Source organism: Nonomuraea deserti (assembly GCF_004348685.1).
In the GTDB taxonomy this organism is placed as follows: domain Bacteria; phylum Actinomycetota; class Actinomycetes; order Streptosporangiales; family Streptosporangiaceae; genus Nonomuraea; species Nonomuraea deserti.
Genome location: NZ_SMKO01000047.1, coordinates 35,800 through 52,740 on the forward strand (window position 1 = coordinate 35,800; position 16,941 = coordinate 52,740).

17 protein-coding genes are annotated in these 16,941 nt (G+C 70.8%); 6 read left to right on the top strand and 11 right to left on the bottom strand.

What is annotated here, in order from left to right; translation table 11 throughout:
* Window positions 1-7: 7 nt before the first annotated feature.
* Genes E1292_RS19360 through E1292_RS19380 form a run of 5 tightly spaced genes read right to left on the bottom strand, consistent with a single transcriptional unit; the run spans window position 8 to window position 5,746 of the window.
* Window positions 8-673, bottom strand: a complete 666-nt coding sequence (locus E1292_RS19360; RefSeq protein WP_132596625.1) for an IclR family transcriptional regulator — start codon at window positions 671-673, stop codon at window positions 8-10.
* Between the two features lie 44 nt (window positions 674-717).
* Entirely contained in the window at window positions 718-1,611 is an 894-nt protein-coding gene (locus E1292_RS19365) for a carbohydrate ABC transporter permease (protein WP_246090204.1), read from the bottom strand.
* A gap of 5 nt (window positions 1,612-1,616) precedes the next feature.
* A complete protein-coding gene (locus E1292_RS19370) occupies window positions 1,617-2,498 on the bottom strand; it encodes a carbohydrate ABC transporter permease (RefSeq protein ID WP_132596626.1) in 882 nt (293 codons plus the stop codon).
* A complete protein-coding gene (locus E1292_RS19375) occupies window positions 2,498-3,859 on the bottom strand; it encodes an extracellular solute-binding protein (protein WP_132596627.1) in 1,362 nt (453 codons plus the stop codon). The genes E1292_RS19370 and E1292_RS19375 overlap by 1 nt, the downstream gene beginning before the upstream one ends.
* Window positions 3,860-3,871: 12 nt before the next feature.
* Window positions 3,872-5,746, bottom strand: coding sequence for a glycoside hydrolase family 127 protein (locus tag E1292_RS19380; RefSeq protein WP_132596628.1), 1,875 nt, complete (start codon window positions 5,744-5,746; stop codon window positions 3,872-3,874).
* 115 nt (window positions 5,747-5,861) lie between these two features.
* Between E1292_RS19380 and E1292_RS19385 the strand changes: the two genes are divergently transcribed.
* The 3 genes from E1292_RS19385 (at window position 5,862) to E1292_RS19395 (ending at window position 8,412) form a co-directional block, all read left to right on the top strand.
* Window positions 5,862-6,887, top strand: a complete 1,026-nt coding sequence (locus tag E1292_RS19385; protein WP_246090203.1) for a LacI family DNA-binding transcriptional regulator — start codon at window positions 5,862-5,864, stop codon at window positions 6,885-6,887.
* A 202-nt stretch (window positions 6,888-7,089) separates the two neighbouring features.
* On the top strand, window positions 7,090-7,380 hold the full coding sequence (locus E1292_RS19390; protein ID WP_132596629.1) for a hypothetical protein: 291 nt from the start codon (window positions 7,090-7,092) through the stop codon (window positions 7,378-7,380).
* A 225-nt stretch (window positions 7,381-7,605) separates the two neighbouring features.
* Window positions 7,606-8,412: an SDR family NAD(P)-dependent oxidoreductase gene (locus E1292_RS19395; RefSeq protein ID WP_132596630.1), complete on the top strand. Its 807-nt coding sequence runs from the start codon at window positions 7,606-7,608 to the stop codon at window positions 8,410-8,412.
* Window positions 8,413-8,571: 159 nt separating this feature from the next.
* Here E1292_RS19395 and E1292_RS19400 read toward each other — a convergent pair whose 3' ends face one another.
* Window positions 8,572-8,892 carry a hypothetical protein gene (locus E1292_RS19400; RefSeq protein WP_132596631.1) on the bottom strand — a complete coding sequence of 107 codons (321 nt, stop codon included), beginning with the start codon at window positions 8,890-8,892 and terminating at the stop codon, window positions 8,572-8,574.
* A 115-nt stretch (window positions 8,893-9,007) separates the two neighbouring features.
* On the opposite strand from E1292_RS19400, the gene E1292_RS19405 reads away from it, so the two are divergent.
* Window positions 9,008-9,250 carry an Ig domain-containing protein gene (locus tag E1292_RS19405; protein ID WP_132596632.1) on the top strand — a complete coding sequence of 81 codons (243 nt, stop codon included), beginning with the start codon at window positions 9,008-9,010 and terminating at the stop codon, window positions 9,248-9,250.
* On the opposite strand, the gene E1292_RS19410 is transcribed toward E1292_RS19405, so the two are convergent.
* The 3 genes from E1292_RS19410 to E1292_RS19420 all read right to left on the bottom strand — a co-directional run bounded on the left by E1292_RS19410 (window position 9,247) and on the right by E1292_RS19420 (window position 11,392).
* The gene (locus tag E1292_RS19410; RefSeq protein ID WP_132596633.1) at window positions 9,247-9,564 is read right to left on the bottom strand and encodes a winged helix-turn-helix domain-containing protein; all 318 of its coding nucleotides are present in this window, start codon (window positions 9,562-9,564) and stop codon (window positions 9,247-9,249) included. The genes E1292_RS19405 and E1292_RS19410 overlap by 4 nt on opposite strands.
* Window positions 9,564-10,037, bottom strand: a complete 474-nt coding sequence (locus tag E1292_RS19415) for a hypothetical protein (protein ID WP_132596634.1) — start codon at window positions 10,035-10,037, stop codon at window positions 9,564-9,566. Before E1292_RS19415 ends, E1292_RS19410 begins: the two co-directional genes overlap by 1 nt.
* Window positions 10,038-10,144: 107 nt before the next feature.
* A complete protein-coding gene (locus E1292_RS19420) occupies window positions 10,145-11,392 on the bottom strand; it encodes a pectate lyase (protein ID WP_220446938.1) in 1,248 nt (415 codons plus the stop codon).
* A 262-nt stretch (window positions 11,393-11,654) separates the two neighbouring features.
* Between E1292_RS19420 and E1292_RS19425 the strand changes: the two genes are divergently transcribed.
* Window positions 11,655-12,362, top strand: coding sequence for a TetR/AcrR family transcriptional regulator (locus tag E1292_RS19425; protein ID WP_220446939.1), 708 nt, complete (start codon window positions 11,655-11,657; stop codon window positions 12,360-12,362).
* Window positions 12,363-12,421: 59 nt separating this feature from the next.
* Entirely contained in the window at window positions 12,422-12,922 is a 501-nt protein-coding gene (locus E1292_RS19430; protein WP_132596635.1) for a luciferase domain-containing protein, read from the top strand.
* 18 nt (window positions 12,923-12,940) lie between these two features.
* On the opposite strand, the gene E1292_RS19435 is transcribed toward E1292_RS19430, so the two are convergent.
* Window positions 12,941-14,248, bottom strand: a complete 1,308-nt coding sequence (locus E1292_RS19435) for an FAD-binding oxidoreductase (protein ID WP_132596636.1) — start codon at window positions 14,246-14,248, stop codon at window positions 12,941-12,943.
* 176 nt (window positions 14,249-14,424) lie between these two features.
* Window positions 14,425-16,941: ATP-binding protein (locus E1292_RS19440; protein WP_132596637.1), on the bottom strand; the 2,517-nt coding region annotated here is incomplete at its 5' end.

Sequence of the window (16,941 nt, forward strand, 5' to 3'; positions counted from 1 at the left end):
CGGACCGTCAGCCGGACAGGATCAGCTTCTCGATGCGCTCGGCGGCGGCCACGACGAGGTCGCCGTACTGGTGGCCGGGCCCTTCCGGGCCGACCCTCGACAGCGGGGCGGACAGGCAGAGGGCCGCCACCACCTCGTCGTTGAACCGGACGGGCGTGCTGACCGAGCTCAGCCCCAGCATCCGCTCGGAAACGCTCTCGAGCCAGCGCCGCTCGGGACGCGCGGGATCCGGCGGGTCACCGGCCTCCAGGACGCGCGCCGCCGAGCCGCGCGCGGCCAGCGGCAGGCGCGAGCCGACGGGCAGCGAGGCGCGCAGCTCGGCCTCGGACTCCGCGCTGGCCACGCAGAGCCGGTGATCGCCGCGCCGCACCCATATGGCCGCCGTCTCTCCCGTGCGCGCCCGCAGATCGTCGAGCACGGGGCCGGAGACGGTGATCAGGCCTGAGGAGGTGAAGCGCCGCCCGACGTGGTAGCGCCCCTGGCGGTCGCGGCGCAGCAGCCCGTGCTTGACCATGGACGCGGCCAGCCGCTGCGCGGTCGGGACGGACAGGCCGAGGTGGCGGGCCAGCTCGGTGGCCCCCATCGGGGCACGCTCGACCGTGTCGAGGATGGCGACCGCCCGGTCGATCACCCCGACCCCCGTGACCAGGTTTCCCTGCTCCTCATCCCTCACGGCACGACCTTAGCTCCGCCGGGCGAGCCGCGCCACGACACAGGTCAGTTCTTGATCCCGGTGAGCGTGACACCCTCGATGAAGTACCGCTGCAGGAAGAAGAAGAGCGCGACGATCGGCGCGATCACCGCCGCGGACGCGGCCATGAGGTAGCCCCACTGGGTGAGGTACATGCTCTGGAACGACGCCAGCCCCAGCGACAGCGTGTAGTTCTCCTCGTCCTGGAGGTAGAGCAGCGGCCCGAGGAAGTCGTTCCAGGTGCCGATGAACGTGAAGATCGTCACCACGATGATCGCGGGCTTGGACAGCGGCATGACGATCGTCCAGAACACCCGCCAGGGCGAGGCCCCGTCGATGTAGGCGGCCTCGTCCAGCTCGAACGGGATCGTCAGGAAGAACTGCCTGAGCAGGAAGATGTTGAACACTCCCCCGCCCGCCCCGGCGAACCAGCTCGGCACCGTGAGCGGCACGATCGTGTCGAGCGCGCCGAGCTCCTGCCACATGACGAACGTCGGGATGAGGGTCACCGCGTACGGCAGCATGACGCCGCTCAGCAGCAGCGCGAAGACGACGTCGCGCCCGCGCCAGCGCAGCCGGGAGAAGCTGAAGGCGGCCACCGAGCACGTCAGCACCGTGCCGATGACGCTGATGACGGCGATGACCAGCGTGTTCAGGAAATAGCGGCCGAACGGCTGCGTGGTGAGCGCCTCGCTGAAGTTCGACCACTGGAACGGCGCGGGGATCCACTCCGGCGGCGAGACGAACATCTGGCTGTCCTGCATGAGCGCGCTGCGCACCAGCCAGACGAACGGCAGCAGCGTCGGGACGGACCCGGCCAGCAGCGCGACGTAGAGCAGGATCCGGCGGTACCTGCGGGGCCGGCGCAACCCCCGCGTGGGGGCGACTCCCCGGGACCGGGTGCGGTCGGGCGTGGCCACGGCGGTCAACGGGCACCTGCCATCTCGTAGTAGACCCAGCGGCGGGCGTTCCTGAACAGCAGGAACGTCACCACCATGATGATCATGAACAGGGTCCAGGCGAGCGCGCTGGCGTAGCCCATCTCGCTCTCGGTGAAGGCCTTGCGGAACAGGTAGTAGACGTAGAAGAGCGTGGCGTGGTTGGGGCCGCCCTCGGTCATCACGTACGCCTGGTTGAACACCTGGAAGGTGCCGACCACGCCGACGACCAGGTTGTAGAAGATGGTCGGCGTCATCATGGGCAGCGTCACGTGCCAGAAGCGCCGCCACGCGCCGCCGCCGTCGATCGACACCGCCTCGTACAGGTGCCTGGGCACGCCCTGCAGCCCGGCCAGGAAGATCACCATGGTGTTGCCGAAGCCCCACGTGCTCATGATGATCAGCGAGGGGACGGCGGTCGACTCGGCGTAGATCCACTGGGAGCCGGGCAGCCCGCCCTGCCGCAGCAGGGAGTTCAGCAGCCCGAAGTCGGGGTTGAAGATCCAGATCCAGAGCACGACGTTCGCGATCGCCGGGACCAGCGTCGGCAGGTAGAAGATCGTGCGCCAGATCGACAGGCCCCTGACCTTCTGGTTGAGCAGCATGGCCACGGCGAAGCTGACGATCAGCACCAGCGGCACCGCGCCGAGCGTGTAGTAGGTGGTGGTGCTCAGCGACTTCCAGAACAGCTCGTCGCCCACCATCGCAGCGTAGTTGTCCAGCCCGATGTACGACGGGCTGGCGCCGATCTGCCAGTCGGTCAGGCTGAAGAAGGCCGAGGCCGCCATCGGCCCGATCGTGAAGATTAGGAACCCGAGGATGGCGGGCAGCGCCATCAGGATGCCCCAGCGTGTCTCGAGGCGGCGCATCACAACTCCTGGGTGTGCTGCCAGCCCTGGAGCATGCTGGTGATCTTGGGGGCGGCGGCCTTGAGGATCTCCCCCGCCGGGCGTTTGCCGGTCTCGATCTCCTGCAACGCCGGGGTCAGCACGTCGCTGGCGATGGTGGTCATGTTCTTGACCCGGTTGCCGAAGACCGGCACGCCGTGCTCGCGGGCGTAGTCGACCACGGCCGTGCGGAACTCGGGCGGGTGCAGGTCGTTCTTCGTCCAGGAGTCGATCGCGGCCTGGTCCTCGTAGTACTTCTTCTCCTGCGGCATCCACAGGCCCTGCTCGAACAGGTCGACGTAGCGGGGGTCGTTGTGGAAGGCGAACAGCTCGACCGCCTCCTGCTCGTGCTCGCTCCCCGCGAACACCGCCGACGCCCCCGCCACCTGCGTGGCGGTGAACGGCTCCGCGTATTTCGGCAGCACGCCGATGCCGTAGTCGACCTTGCTCTCGTTCATGTCGAGCAGGCTCCAGTGGCCGTCCACCACCATCGCCACCCGTTTGGTCTTGAGCAGGATGTTGGTGCCCGGCACGTCGTTCCCGGTGGCGGCCAGCTGTCCGGGGCCCGGCGCGACGCGGTGCTCGTAGACGAGGTCCTGCAGGTTCTGGAAGACCTCGATCGCCTCCGGCGTGTCCAGCAGGCACCGCTCGCCGGTCTCGTCGGCGAAGTCGACGCCGTTGCTGCGCAGGAACCCGTACCAGGCCGCGCCGTAGGTGATGCTGCTGGAGACGCCGAACTGCTTGACCTGCTTGGGGTCGAAGCCGGACTCGTCGGGACGTCTGCCGTTCTGGTCGACGGTCAGCTTGTAGGCGTTCTCCACGAGCTGGTCCCACGTCCATGCGGAGCCCGCCTCCGCCGGCGGCGTGACGCCGGCCTGCGCGACGGCCGACCTGCTGAACCACAGCAGCTCGATCTCGTTCGCCGTCGCCACGCCGTGCAGGTTGTCCTGGCCGGACCACAGGTAGGCGTCCGGCAGGTAGCCGGCCAGCTGCGGGTACTCCTTCAGGTACGGGAAGAGGTTGACGAGCTTGCCCTGCTCGCCCAGGCGGAACGACATGGCCAGCGGCACGTACCCGACGTCCGGCAGCCGGTTGCTCGCGACGAGCGTGTTGAGCTTCACGTCGTACTCGTCGGGCGTGTAGAGGGGTTTGACGCTCACCCCGGGGTTCTTCTGCTCGTACTGCTCGAGCATGCTCTCGACGGCCTTCTTCTCGAACGTCGAGCCCCAGTACATGAACTGCAGCCGCACGTCCGAGCCCGAGCCCGAGCCGCCGCCGCAGGCCGTCGCGGCGGCGCCGAGCGCGGCCAGGCCGCCGATCTTCAACAGGTCGCGTCTTCTCATCGGCGTGTTTCCTTACGCGAGGTGGACCCACACCCGCATCGCGCCGCCGTCACGGTTGTCCCACTGGAAATACGGGATCGCCGTCGCGGTCACGGGGGTGCCGGTCGCCTGGGGGGTGGTGGTGTACGGCAGGCCGTCGCGCGGCTGGACCACGGCGGCGGCGTCGGTCTCGATCAGCACGGTGCGGCCGACGCCCTCGAGGTCGTCGCGCGGGACCACCCGAAGGGGGGCGGCGGGGTTCAGCGCGAGGTCGTCGACCGCCACGCCGCCGGGCTGGTCGGCCTGCTCGAAGCAGTAGACGAGCGGTCCGCGCTCGATGGCGGCGCAGCCCCTGACCGCGTCGATCCTGCGGTGGGGGTAGGTGAGCCTCGGGGTCAGGTCGAGCCGCAGCTCGACGGTCTCGCCCCGGGTCCAGCGACGACGGATGCTGAAATATCCATCCTCGGCGGGGCGGACCGGGCGGCCGTCGACCAGCGTGGCCGCGCTCCAGGCGGGGACGCGCAGGGCGAGCTTCCATTCACCGTCCGGCGCCTCCTCGACGACGATCCTGACCAGGTCGTCCCACGGGTAGCCGGTCTCGATCCGCAGCCGGGCGCCGCCCGCGCCGACGGTGCCGGGGACGTACTGGTGCAGGTGCAGGCCCGCCCCGGTCGTGGTGGCGACGTAGCCGCCGAGCGAGGCCACCAGGCGCATGATGTTCGGCGGGCAGCAGGCGCACGCGAACCACTCCCTGCGCCGCCCGAGGTAGGCGTCCTCGGCCAGGTCGTCCCTGCGCTGGAGCGGGTTGACGTAGAAGAAGCGCAGGCCGTCGGCCGAGGTGGAGGCGGCGAAGGCGTTGTAGAGGGTGCGTTCGATCAGGTCCGCGTGCCTGCCGTGGCCGGTGGCCAGCAGCAGCCGCCAGTTCCAGTGGATGCTCGCGATGGCCGCGCAGCTCTCGTTGTAGGCGCGGTCGGGCGGCAGCTCGTAGCGCTCGCCGAACGATTCGCCGTCGTGGCGCGAGCCGTGACCGCCGGTGATGTAGGTCTTGGTGGCGACCATGTCCTCCCAGCGGCGCAGCGAGCAGTCCAGCAGCGACTCGTCGCCGGTCTCCAGGTAGACGTCGACGACGCCGGCCTCCAGGTAGAGCTGGCGCACGGCGTGGCCGACCGGGGTGGCGGCCTCGCGCACGGGAAGGTGGTCCTGGGCGTACAGCTTGCCCAGGCCGGTGTCGGCGATCAGGCCCTTGCCGCGGTTGTCGATCAGCTTGCCCGCCAGCTCCAGGTAGGCCCGCTCGCCGGTCAGGCGGTAGAGCTCCACCAACGCGGTCTCGACCTCCGCGTGGCCGTCGATGCCGTCGTCGCCGCCGGTCAGGAACACCTCGACGAGGTGGTCGGCGAAGCGCCTGGCGACGGCGAGCAGCCCGTCGCCGATGCCGGCGCGGGCGGCCGCGACCGCCGCCTGGAACAGGTGGCCGGCGCAGTACATCTCGTGGCTGTACTCGAGCTCGGTGTAGATCTTGCCGGGCTTGACGACCTGGTAGTGCGAGTTGAGGTAGCCGTCGGGCCGCTGGGCGCGTTCGAGCACGGCCGCGGCCTGCTCGATGAACTCGGCGTACCGGGGCTCGGGGGCGCGGGCGTGCTCCCAGGCGACCGCTTCGAGTTGCTTGTAGAGGTCGGAGTCCTGGAACCGGTAGCCCTGGAACGGGCCCTCCCCCTCGCCCGCCGCGCGCCGCAGGTTGGGCAGGGCGCCGGAGCGCTCCATCTGTTCCAGCCCGAGCGGGATGCTGGCCTCGTGGTTGATCCGCTGCCACCGAGCGAGGGGTCCTCCGGTGATGATCACGTCCTGGACGCCGAGCGGCCGCCACAGGGCGCGGCCGGAAGGGACGGATGGGCCAAGGATCTGTTCCATCGAACTCCTCGCCAGGGGGTGAGAATAGGTTTTCTCACGGAGGGTAAAGTGTGATACATCACTGGTCAAGAGTGCGATCGTGAACACCACGGTGTGACCGCGAAAGGAGGCCCGGTTGGCCGGCGCTGCTGAGGAGAAGGCGAGAACGGTCACGATCAGGGACGTCGCGGCGGCCGCGGGCGTCTCCATCGGCACCGCCTCCAAGGCGCTCAACGGCCGCGGCAGGATGCGGGAGGAGACCCGCGAGCGGGTGCTGGCCGCCGCGCGGCGGCTCGGGTTCCGCCCCAACCCGCTCGCACAGGGCCTGCTGGCGGGGCGCACCTACACGGTCGGCCTGGTCACCGACGACAGTTTCGGCCGTTTCAGCATCCCGGTCATGCTGGGCGCGGAGGACGCGCTCGGGGCCGGGCAGATCTCGGTGTTCATGTGCGACACGCGCGACGACCCAATCAGGGAGCGCCACTACGTCGAGCGCCTGCTGGCCCGGCGGGTCGAGGGCATCATCGTCACCGGGCGGCGCACCGAGCTCAGACCCGGCATCGGCCGTGACCTGCCCGTTCCGGTCGTCTACGCCATGACGCAGTCCACCGACGAGTCCGACGTCTCGATCATCCCCGACGACGAGGGCGGCGGGGCCCTGGCCGCCCGCCACCTCCTGGCGACCGGCCGCACCCGCATCGGGCACGTCACCGGGCCGCAGCGGTTCGAGGCGGCGCGCCGGCGGGCCCGCGGGCTGGGCGACGTCCTGTCGGCGGCCGGGCTGGAGCCCGCGGGCGAGGTGCTGTTCGGGCAGTGGAGCGAGGAGTGGGGCCGCCAGGGAGCCGACATCCTGCTGCACCAGGCGCCCGACGTGGACGCCGTCTTCTGCGGGAGCGACCAGATCGCGAGGGGTGTGGCCGAGACGCTGCGCGAGCGGGGCCGGCGGGTGCCGGAGGACGTCGCGCTGGTCGGTTTCGACAACTGGGAGCCCATGGCGCTGGGCTGCCGGCCGCCACTGACCACCGTGGACATGAACCTGCGCGAGATCGGCCGGCTGGCGGCGCGTCACCTGCTCGACGCCATCGCGGGCGAGCCGGGCGGCGGCGGGGTGACCGTCGTGCCCGCCGGTCTGATCCTGCGGGAGTCGACGCGCCGCGGGTAGGGGACCGGGGTTGACCAGTGCTGTGTAACACCTTACTGTCCCCGTGGGAAAAGGTATTCTCACAATCGCGAGGAGCCGTGATGGCACGAGGACGCCACCCCGCCACCCGTCGATTAGCCCTGGCGGCGGTCCTGCTCAGCTCCCTGCTCACCGGCGTGCCGCACGCCGCGCACGCCGCCGCCCCGCCGCACAGGTCGTCGACATGTTCGGCAGGACCGTCGACGACCATGGCTTCCGCGGCATCTATCAGAAAGCCTTACGGCAGTTCTGTGACTACATCACCGATCCGTACTATGGCTGGCCGGCCGAATGCGAAGACCGTTTCGGAACTCACCCCGTCCAGGTCTGCACCGAATGGAACACCGGCCGCCACGTGCAAGAAGTCTTGGGCCGTCCGGGCAAGCGGGCGTTGACCCATGTAGACGAAGATCAGGACGGGGAAAGGCGGCCGGCTGGGCCCGAGAGGTGGTGGGCTGACGCTCGCCTGCGGTGAAGCAGCTCACCATCTCCATATGGAGGCACACGATATGTGATGAGCTGATCTCGGATCGGTGGTTTCCACTCCGCCGGGCGCGCTGGATGATCAGATTGCCACCGCCAGCCAGTTGACCTGAAATCTGACCAGTTCGGGGGCCATGGGCTCGCCACGGCTGTAATGCCGCGAAAGCCCTCTCCCCCAATTTCGATCGGATGAAGGCTCGACGATGAATGGACGATCATGGATCTGGAACTATCCGGCCGTGTCGCGATCGTTACCGGCGCCTCTAAGGGCATCGGTTTGGCCGTCACCCGTACCCTGCTCGACGAGGGCGTCCGCGTCGTGGCCGCCTCCCGAAAGACCACCCCGGAGCTGGAGGAGCGGGGCGGTATCGACTTACTCCACGTGCCGGTCGATCTGATGGACCCCGACGCACCCGGCCACATCGTGGCACGAGCCGTGGAAGAGTTCGGTGGGCTCGACATCCTGGTGAACAACGCCGGTGGCCCGCCGCCCGGCGTGGCTCTGCCGCGCTTTTCTTTCCTGGCCCCCACCGATGACGACTGGCGGGTGATGTTTGAGTTCAACCTGTTCTCGGTCGTGCGGGCCGTCCGCGCCGCTATCCCACCGATGCTCGAGCGGGGCGGCGGTTCGATCATCAATGTCTCCTCGGGCAGTGCCAGGCTGCCCACCGCCATGAACGTCGACTACAGCGCAGCCAAGGCCGGCCTGAACAACCTCACCAAGGCCCTGTCAGAGGAGTTCGCGCCGCAGGGCATCCGGGTGAACACCGTCTCTCCAGGGCCCGTGCGAACGGCATGGTGGACCGAAGAGGGCGGTGCAGCCGACATCATCGCGGCTCATGCGGGCACCGACCGTAACAGCGTCATGGATCAGATCGCACCGGAGATGATGAAACTGTCGACCGGGCGCCTGGTCGAGCCACAGGAGATCGCCGAAGTCATCGTCCTGCTCGCCTCACCGCGCTCGGCAAGCACCACTGGTGCGGACTTCGCCGTCGATGCCGGATTCCTCAAGGAGATCTGATACGAACCACCTACTATCAACTGCCGACCCTCCCGATCGCCATCCGGCCACGCGACCTGAACCAGGGGGGAAACAGGGGATCAAACGCCAGACGCCGTACTCGACCGGCTTCCCCACGGTCAACGGCAAGTTCCACACCAGTAACGGCGAGCCCACCCCCTACCACCGCTCGACCAGCATGATCGTGGAGTACGACGAGGAGCTGATGCGGCTGTTCACCTCGTAGAAGGACGAGGACTGGTACAGGACCGACCTCGGCCAGGTGATCGACGTGCACTGCCTGGTCGTGCACGAATACGGCCACGCGGTCGCCTTCCACAGCGACTGGAAGGCGACCGCGTGCCCTCGAAGGGCCGCGACAACCAGGACGTCATCGGTTACCAGAGCTACCTCGTGCCGCTCGAAGGCGGCTACCACGTGCTCGGCGACGAGCCGTACTGGGATCGGCTCAGCGGCCAGAACGGCGGCTGGCGGCACCAATTCCCGACCAGGAGGTGGGAGCTGGCCAAGCTGACGCTGCTGATCGCCGAGAACCCCGACTGGAAGCTCAACAGGAGCTGGCCCGTTCCTCGAACCCTCCATCTAGACCACCGCCCTGCCGACCGCGCGGGCCGAGGTCGCGTACGAGCAGGGGCTGCGGGCCGAGGGCGGCGTGCCGTTCTACGACTGGCAGGTGGTGGACGGCGCGCTGCCGGAGGGCCTGAGCCTCCACCGGTACACCGGGGCGATCACCGGCACGCCGGTCAGGGCCGGCGCGTCGACGTTCACCGTTCAGCTCAGGGACTACGACAAGCTGAGCACGCCGGTCACCGCGTACACGCTGATCGTGACCGGTTAACCCAGCGCCGGCCGGTCCGGCGGCACGCGGGCGAGCGCGACGATCCGCTCCAGTGCCGCCGCGTGCCGCCGGAAGGCCCGCAGGCCCTCTGGGGTGAGCCGCACGTACGTGCGCCGCCCGCGCTTCTCCTGGCCCTTGCGCACCGCGACGTATCCGGCGGCGGCCAGCGCCGAGACCTGCTTGGACAGCGCCGAGTCGCTGGTGCCGATCGAGTCCCTGAGGAAGCCGAACTCCACCCAGTCGGCCGGCGCCAGCAGCGCCACGATCGACAACCGCGCGGGAACGTGCAGGAACTCGTCGAAGTGTGCTTCCATCAGCCACGCCCGCCGCCCAATGCGACGGTCGCTCTCGTGACGCGGCGATTGATGGGGGTCAGCGCGACGTACGCCACGGCCATCACCGCGGCGGCCGCCGTCCCCTGCGACAGCAGCCCTTCCGAGGGCAGGCCGAACAGCGCCCAGACGGCGACCCGCGCGATGCCGTAGATCATCACGAGCACGGCGATCAGGCCAATGTGGAACACCACGTCCTGGACGGTGACCTTCCTGCGGACGGACGCCCGGTGCTCGCGCACGATGCCCACTCCGGCGTACAGGAGCAGCCCGAGCCCCTGGGCGACGGAGCTCCACAGGCCGTCGAAGCCGCCCGACCCGAAGGAGACGAAGAGCCCGAGCGCCGCGATGAGCACGTAGGGCAGGGCGAAGCTCTGGCGAAGGATCTCCTCGCGCGTCCTGTCCTGGAGGCGGTGGATGTCGTCGAGCGCGGACTGGGCGTTCTGGAAGTTCACGGGCTCCCCCTGTCGCCGGTCTACTTTCCTCTGAGGAAAGTAGCACGTACTTTCCTCAGAGGAAAGTAGACGGCGGGGCCCCGAGCCTGCCCGGGGCCCCGCGGGGACTAGCGCCAGGTGATGTCGGATGAGGAGTAGAGGCAGTTCACGCCGTCGGCTCCCTCGCCGATCTTCTCCGGTTCGTCGCCCTTCGGGACGCCCCGGTACTTCTCGCAGATCGTGGTGTCGTCGCCGTACACCGTGATCCTGCTGAAGCGGGCCGTGTCGCCCCAGTTCGTGTTGATGCCGGCCAGCACGTCGGTGGAGCGGGCGGTGACACCGTCCATGACCACGTGGCGCTGGTAGGAGCTGGAGCAGTTGCCGCAGGCGCGATAGAGCTTGCCCGCGTTGTGCACCTGGAAGTTCCTGATGGTCAGCGTCCCGGCGCCGTTGTGCTGGAACACCTTGTCGGAGGCCGACTTGGCGCCCCCGCCGTCCACCAGGTAGGTGGCCGACGAGCTGGACGACCTGAACGTCGCGGCGTCCTCACCGACGTCGTTCCACCACACGTTGCGGATCGTGCACGAGCCCTCGCAGTGGATGCCGTCGCCGGCCGGGGCGTCGATGATGACGTTCTGGATGGTGCCGCCGTTGTCCACGACGAACATCGGGTCCTGGCTCTCCCCCTGGCCGCCGTCGCCGATGCCGTAGTAGCGCTTCATGCCGCCGTCGAAGAACGTGCCGACGTCACGGGTCTCGGTGATGTGCACGCTGCCGGTGTCGGAGGGCCACTCGCCGCTGCCGTCGCCGCCCCCTCCGCCGCCGCCGCCCATCTTGACGAGCTGCCACTGCTGGTTGGCGCCGCCGAGGTCGTCCCACTGGGAGATCCTGGCGCCGTCACCGGTGCCCCACTCCCACACCTCCAGGGCCTTGCCGCTGTTGCGGTTGATCAGCCGGACGTGGCCGCCGTCGGAGTCGGCCAGGCGGAACTGCTGGTTGGCGGCGTTGAGGTCGGCCCACTGGACGATCTCCGCGCCGCCGGCCGTCGACCACTCGTAGACGTCCAGCACCTTGCCGCTGTGGCGCGACTTGAGCCGGTAGTAGCCGTCGCCGGAGCTGACGAACTGCCACTGCTGCTGGTTGCCGTCGTTGCGGGCCCACTGCACGATCGGCGCCCCGTCGTCGGTCGCGAAGTCGTACAGGTCGAGGGCCTTGCCGCTGTGCCGGTTGACCAGCACGTACCACGCGCTGGTGTCGACGCTGGCCGCCTGCGCCTGGAGCGGCGTCACGGCGATGGCGCCCACCATGGCCGTCAGCATGGCGGCGAGGGTCGCCAGCCGCCGGCGCCATCGTCTGGAACGGGGGTCACGTGTCAAGGTCGTCCTCCTTGCCTGGGTGATGGTAAGCGCTTTCCCGCCGGGTGTGACGCTGCCGGGATAGCCGAGTTTGTTTGGAGATCCGCCTTACTCGAAGGCTGGTTGTCGCTGTTCGAGCTTTGATCGCACGCACGAGAGCCACCGTCAACCGGCCCTCAGAGGCACACCCGCCGACCTGCGGGTTCCCGCGCTGAAACTTTCATCCGCCGGGCCCGGCAGGATTGTCGTCACGGGCGAGGCCGGGATCGGCAGGAGCACTCTGGTGGGCGAGCGCCGCGCGCGCCTGGAGGCCGAGGACACCGTGGTGGGGCTGCAGGGGCTCGACCGGGAGGGCGCCGCCCGGCTGGTGGAGCGCACGCCCAGCTGGACGTACGAGTGTTGGCCTACAATCGTTGTCATGGCTTTCACCGAGAGATCGGCCGCCACTCGGACCTCCATCCTCTCGGCCGCCAGGAAACTCCTCATCGAGCGGGGCTTCGAGGGCATGACGATCAGGGCCGTCGCCGCGCAGGTGGGCGTCGACCCGTCGATGGTCATGCGCTACTACGGGAGCAAGGCCGGGCTGTTCAGCGCTGCCGTGGCCGTCGACCTGCGGCTCGACCAGGTCGAGGAACCGCCGCCCGACCGGCTGGGCGAGCTGCTCGTACGCCACTTCCTGGCGCGCTGGGAGGGTGACCTGTCCGACGACGTGCTGATCCTGCTGCTCCGTTCCGCCAGCACGAACCCCATGGCCGCCGAGCGCATGCGGGAGGTGTTCGCCGGTCAGATCGCCTCGCAGGTGGCCCGGCTGACCGGGGCCGACGGCGCGGCGCACCGGGCGGGGCTGATCAGCACGCAACTGCTGGGGCTGGCGCTCACCCGCTATGTCCTGCGGCTGCCGCCGATGGCCGAGGCCGACACCGAGACCCTGGTGCGGGAGATCGGCCCGGTGGTGCAGCACTACCTGACGGGATCGGGCATCACGGCGTGACGGCCAACCGGAGCCGCACCCACATATCGCTACATATCGCACATGTATGATTACTTAGTGTGAGCACTCAAGAGACAGAGATATCCCTTTCGTACGCGTTGCGGGAGCGGTGCGGCGACCGTCCCGCCACCTTTCCCGAGATCCCGCACCAGCAGCTCGACCAGATCGCGCCGGTGGAGCTGCAGGAAGAGTTGTGGCGGCGGATGGCCGGGCTCGGCCACGTACGCACCGGCGCCAGCGTCGTCTCCCTGCCGGAGACGCGCGCGCTGCATCTGGACCCGGAGCACGCGCTCGGGCCCGGCACGGCGTTCGTCCGGGACAGCACCGAGTTCGCCCACCTGCACGGGGCCTTCGACGGGAGCCTGCACCTGCTGCTGCCCGAGCGGGACGCCGCCGAGGCCGTGGCCCGAGGGTGGGGCGAGTTCCACCCGCTGGTGATCGAGGGCCGCTGCCCGCCCACCCTGATCATGGTGTACGGCCCGCGCGACGACGACGAGCTGGAGACGGTGTGGGAGCTGGTGCGCCGCAGCCACGCCTTCGCCTCCGGCCAGATCCTCTGACCGGAGGCGAAGGGGACGTCAGGCGAGCACGGGGAAGTTGGCGCGCAGCACGTTGTGCGGGTCGCGGGCCCGCTTGATCTGCCGCAACCGGCCGGTGTCCTCCTCGGTGAAGGCCTCCGCGGCCCGCTCCCCCGGCGCCAGCAACGTGTACGGCTTGCGCCCGCTGACGTCCAGTTCCCCGGCGTACCATCCCTGCTTGGCACCCACGGCCGCCACCAGTTCGGGGGTGGGCGCGATCCCGAACAGGTAGAGCAGGTACGGCTCCGCGAGCGGCCCGGCGGGCCCGGCGCCGGTCAACTGCCTGGCGAGCGCGCCGCCGAGGTGCCTGATCTGGACGGCGACCAGCGGCTCGATCGGGCTGTCCAGCAATGTCACCGCCGCCGCGTCGTCGAGGCCGGTCAGCAGCTCGGCCCGGGAGCGCCCCGGCGCCGGGTCGGTGGGATCGGCGGTGATGTCGCCGAGGTCGGCCACGGCGACATCACCGCGCTTGTCGGCGATCACGTCGTCGATCCTGTCGAGGCGGCCGAGCAGCGCCCGGCCCTCGTCCTCCGTGCCGAGGAAGGCCAGGTCGAGCGCCACCATGGGCGGCGCCTGCGGGAACCGCACCCGGTTGAACCAGAGGGTCAGCTCGTCGGGGGCCTCGGCGGTGAGCTCGCGGAAGGCCTCGAACACCTCATGAGTGCGGTGTCCCGGCCACATGATCCGCCCGCCGTACAGGGCGGGCGCCGGATGCAGCTCGAACTCGATCGCCGTCACGACAGCGAAGTCGCCGCCTCCGCCGCGCAGCGCCCAGAACAGGTCAGGGTCGGAGTCCGCGGTCACCCTGGCCGGCTCGCCGTCCGCGCCGATGACGTCGAAGGCCCGCACGCTGTCGGCGGCGAAACCGTGCTTGCGGCTGAACCAGCTCAGGCCCCCGCCCAGGGTGTACCCCGTCACGCTCACCACCGGGCTGCTGCCGGCCAGGCCGGTCAGGCCGTGCTTGCCGGCCGCCGCCAGCACCTCACCCCACCTGACCCCGGCGCCCACCCGGGCCAGCAGCTCCTCCGGGCGCACCTCGACCTCGCCCAGCCGGCCGGTGCGCAGCAGGATGACGCCCTCGGTGTCACCCGAGGCGCCGTGCCCGCTCGGCTGCGCGCTCACCGACAGCCCGGCCTTGCCCGCGTACCGCACCAGGGCCGCCACGTCGCCGGCGTCGCGTGCCTCGACGACGGCGGCGACGGGTTGTTCCACGGACAGGTTCCAGGCTTTCGAGGCCTGCTCGAATCCGTCGTCGCCGGGCAGCAGCACTCGGCCGTCCACCACGCTGCGCATATCGGAGTCCGTCATGATGTCTCCTCCAACGATCATCTCCCGGTCGTGCCGGGGCCACCGCTATGACGAGCGGCGTGGAGGAAACGTGACCGGCCGCGAGCAGGAATCCGCCGGAGCGGCCGGACGTCGAAGCCGGCCCGGGCCGCCTGGGCCGCCTGGGCCGTCGTGGGCGGTCGGATGCGGGCGGCGGGTCAGCCCGGCCGTTCGCCGAGCCCGAACAGCGCGTCGCGAGCCGCGGCGATCCAGTGCGGTGCCCCGGCCCTGGCGGCCAGCGCGCCGGCCTGCCGGTGGTGCTCCGCGGCCGCGCCGGGCCGGCCGAGCGCGCCGGCCAGACGGCCGAGGAAGTGTGCCACGGGGCCGAGCGTGAGCAGGCCGCTGCCGGCTCCGGCGAGCTCTCCCTCGGCGGGGAGCAGCCGGGTGTAGAGACGCTCCATCGCGGGCCGGTCGCCTGCCTCGATCGCGGCGAGGGCGTGCAGGCAGGTCCTGGCCTCGAAGAGCAGGTCGCGCGGGGAGCCGGGGACGGCGCGCGCGGCCGCGATCGCCTGGCCGCGCTCGCCACGGGCGAGCAGGGCCAGCGGCCGGGCCCAGCTCTCGTACGGCCCGTGATCGGCCGCGCTCACACCGGCCGGCGTGGTGGTGGAGGCGTCCAGGCAGAGCAGGGCGAGCGGGAGGATGCCCGCCTCCATTCCGGGCATCCCCGCACCCGCGAGCCGGGTCGCCGCCGTGCGGTAGGCGGTGCGCGCCTCGTCCTGGCGACCGGTCACCGCGAGCCGGAGCGCGGCGTACCAGGCGGTGAACACGCCGACGAGCGGCAGATCGTGGCGGTCGGCGAGCCGGCCGGCCGCGCCGGCGTGCCGATCCGCGGCCTCCAGGTCGGCGAGCGCGGCGCCGGACTGGACGAGGATCAAGTGCCCCAGCACCTCGAACGTCACCAGGCCGTCGTGGCGGGCGGCCAGCTCGACGAGTTCCTCGCCGAGCTGGGCACGCTGCGGGGCGAGGCCCGCCCGCTGGAAGCTCTGCAGGTAGCGGCCGTTGAGCGCGCACGCCAGCAGCACGGGATCACCCAGCCTGCGAGCGATGCCCTCGGCCTCCCGCGCCGCCTGGTCTCCCCGCGGTCCCGGGTCGGCCCGGCGTTCCATCGCCACGGTGATCAGCAGGCGGGCGCGCTCGGCGTCATGAGAAGCCGGGAAAGCGGCCGGCGTGCACCCGGCCTCGTGTCCGGGTGAGCGGGCGGCCGGCGTACGGTCGGCGTCATCGCCGGGCGGAAGGGCGGCCAGCGTGCGTTCGGCGGCCGCGACGAGGCGGGCGGACAGGGCCTCGTCGTCGTTGGCCGTCCAGATCGCGGGCACGTCGAACGCGCCGATCACGCGCGCGGCCAGCACGGGATCCCCGAGTTCCGCCGCCGCTCCGGCCGCCTCCGCGCGGTGCCGCCTGGCCTCCTGCAGGTCACCGGTCACCGCCAGCGCCCGCACCATCCCCATGACGGCCTCCAACCGCCCCCGGGCCCCGCTGCCGTGCTGAGGAGCCCCGCCGTCCGCGCGGTCCAGAGCTCTGATCGTTTCCCGCCACAGCCGGGCCGCCTCGCGCGGCGCGAACCGGTGCTCCGCGCGCATGGCGGCGGCGCGCGTGTAGTGCGCGGTACGGGCCGGGGCCGCGCGGCCTCCGGCGCGCAGCAGGTGGTGGGCGACGGCCTCCACGTCGCCGGGGCTCGTCCGTTCCACGATCGTGGCGACGGCGGCGTGCCATCGGGCCCTGCGCGGGCTCGCGAGGTCGCCGTACAGGGTCTCCTGCACCAGGGCGTGGGCGAAACGCAGGCGGTCGGCGTCCCCGTCGACCAGGAAACCGGCCCGCAGGCCCTCCTCGACGGATTCGAGGACGAGGTCCTCGTCGCCGGCGAGCCCGATCAGCACGTCGAGGCCGGGCTCGCCGCCGATGACGGCGGCCTGGCGCAGGTGGGCGCGCGCGGTCTCGGAGAGCGCGGCCAGACGGTGGCGGATGACGTCGCGAACGCCCGCGGGCACGGATCGCAGGGCCGCGTCGCCGTCGTTCTCCCAAACCCGGGTGAGTTCCCGTACGAAGAACGGGTTGCCCCCGCTGCGCGTGTGGATCGTGCGCGAGCTCTCCACCGTGGGCTCGCGGCGGGTGACGGCGCGCACCAGCTCCCGCACCTGGGGCTCGGTGAGGCCACCCAGATAGATCCTGGCGGGCTCGGCTCGTGCGGCGCGGCCCAGCGTCTCCGCCAGTCCGGCGGAGATCTCGGTCGAGCGGTAGGTGCCGACGATCAGTACGGGGCCGACGTCGAGGTCGGTGGCCAGCGCGGTCAGGAGGGCGAGGGTCTCCTCGTCCGCCCAGTGCAGGTCGTCGAAGACCAGCAGGACCGGGCCTTTCGCGGAGACGGCGGCCAGGTGGGCGCCGATCGCCCGCTGCCGCCGGAACCGCGCCGTGACGGGATTCTCCTCGGCGGCCTCGTCAGCCACGGCGTGGGGCGCGAGGACGTCCTCGGGGACGGACGCCGTCGAGGCAACCTCCGGGGCGGCTTCGGCCTGGGAGGGCAGGCGGGCGCGCATCTGTGTCCACGGCCAGGCGGCCGGCGCGCCCGGCGATTCCGGGCTCGCGCCCCACGCGACGACCCACCCCGCCTGCTCAAGGCGCCGGGTGAGCGTCCTGGCCAGGGCCGTCTTGCCCGCGCCCGCCTCCCCCGACACCAG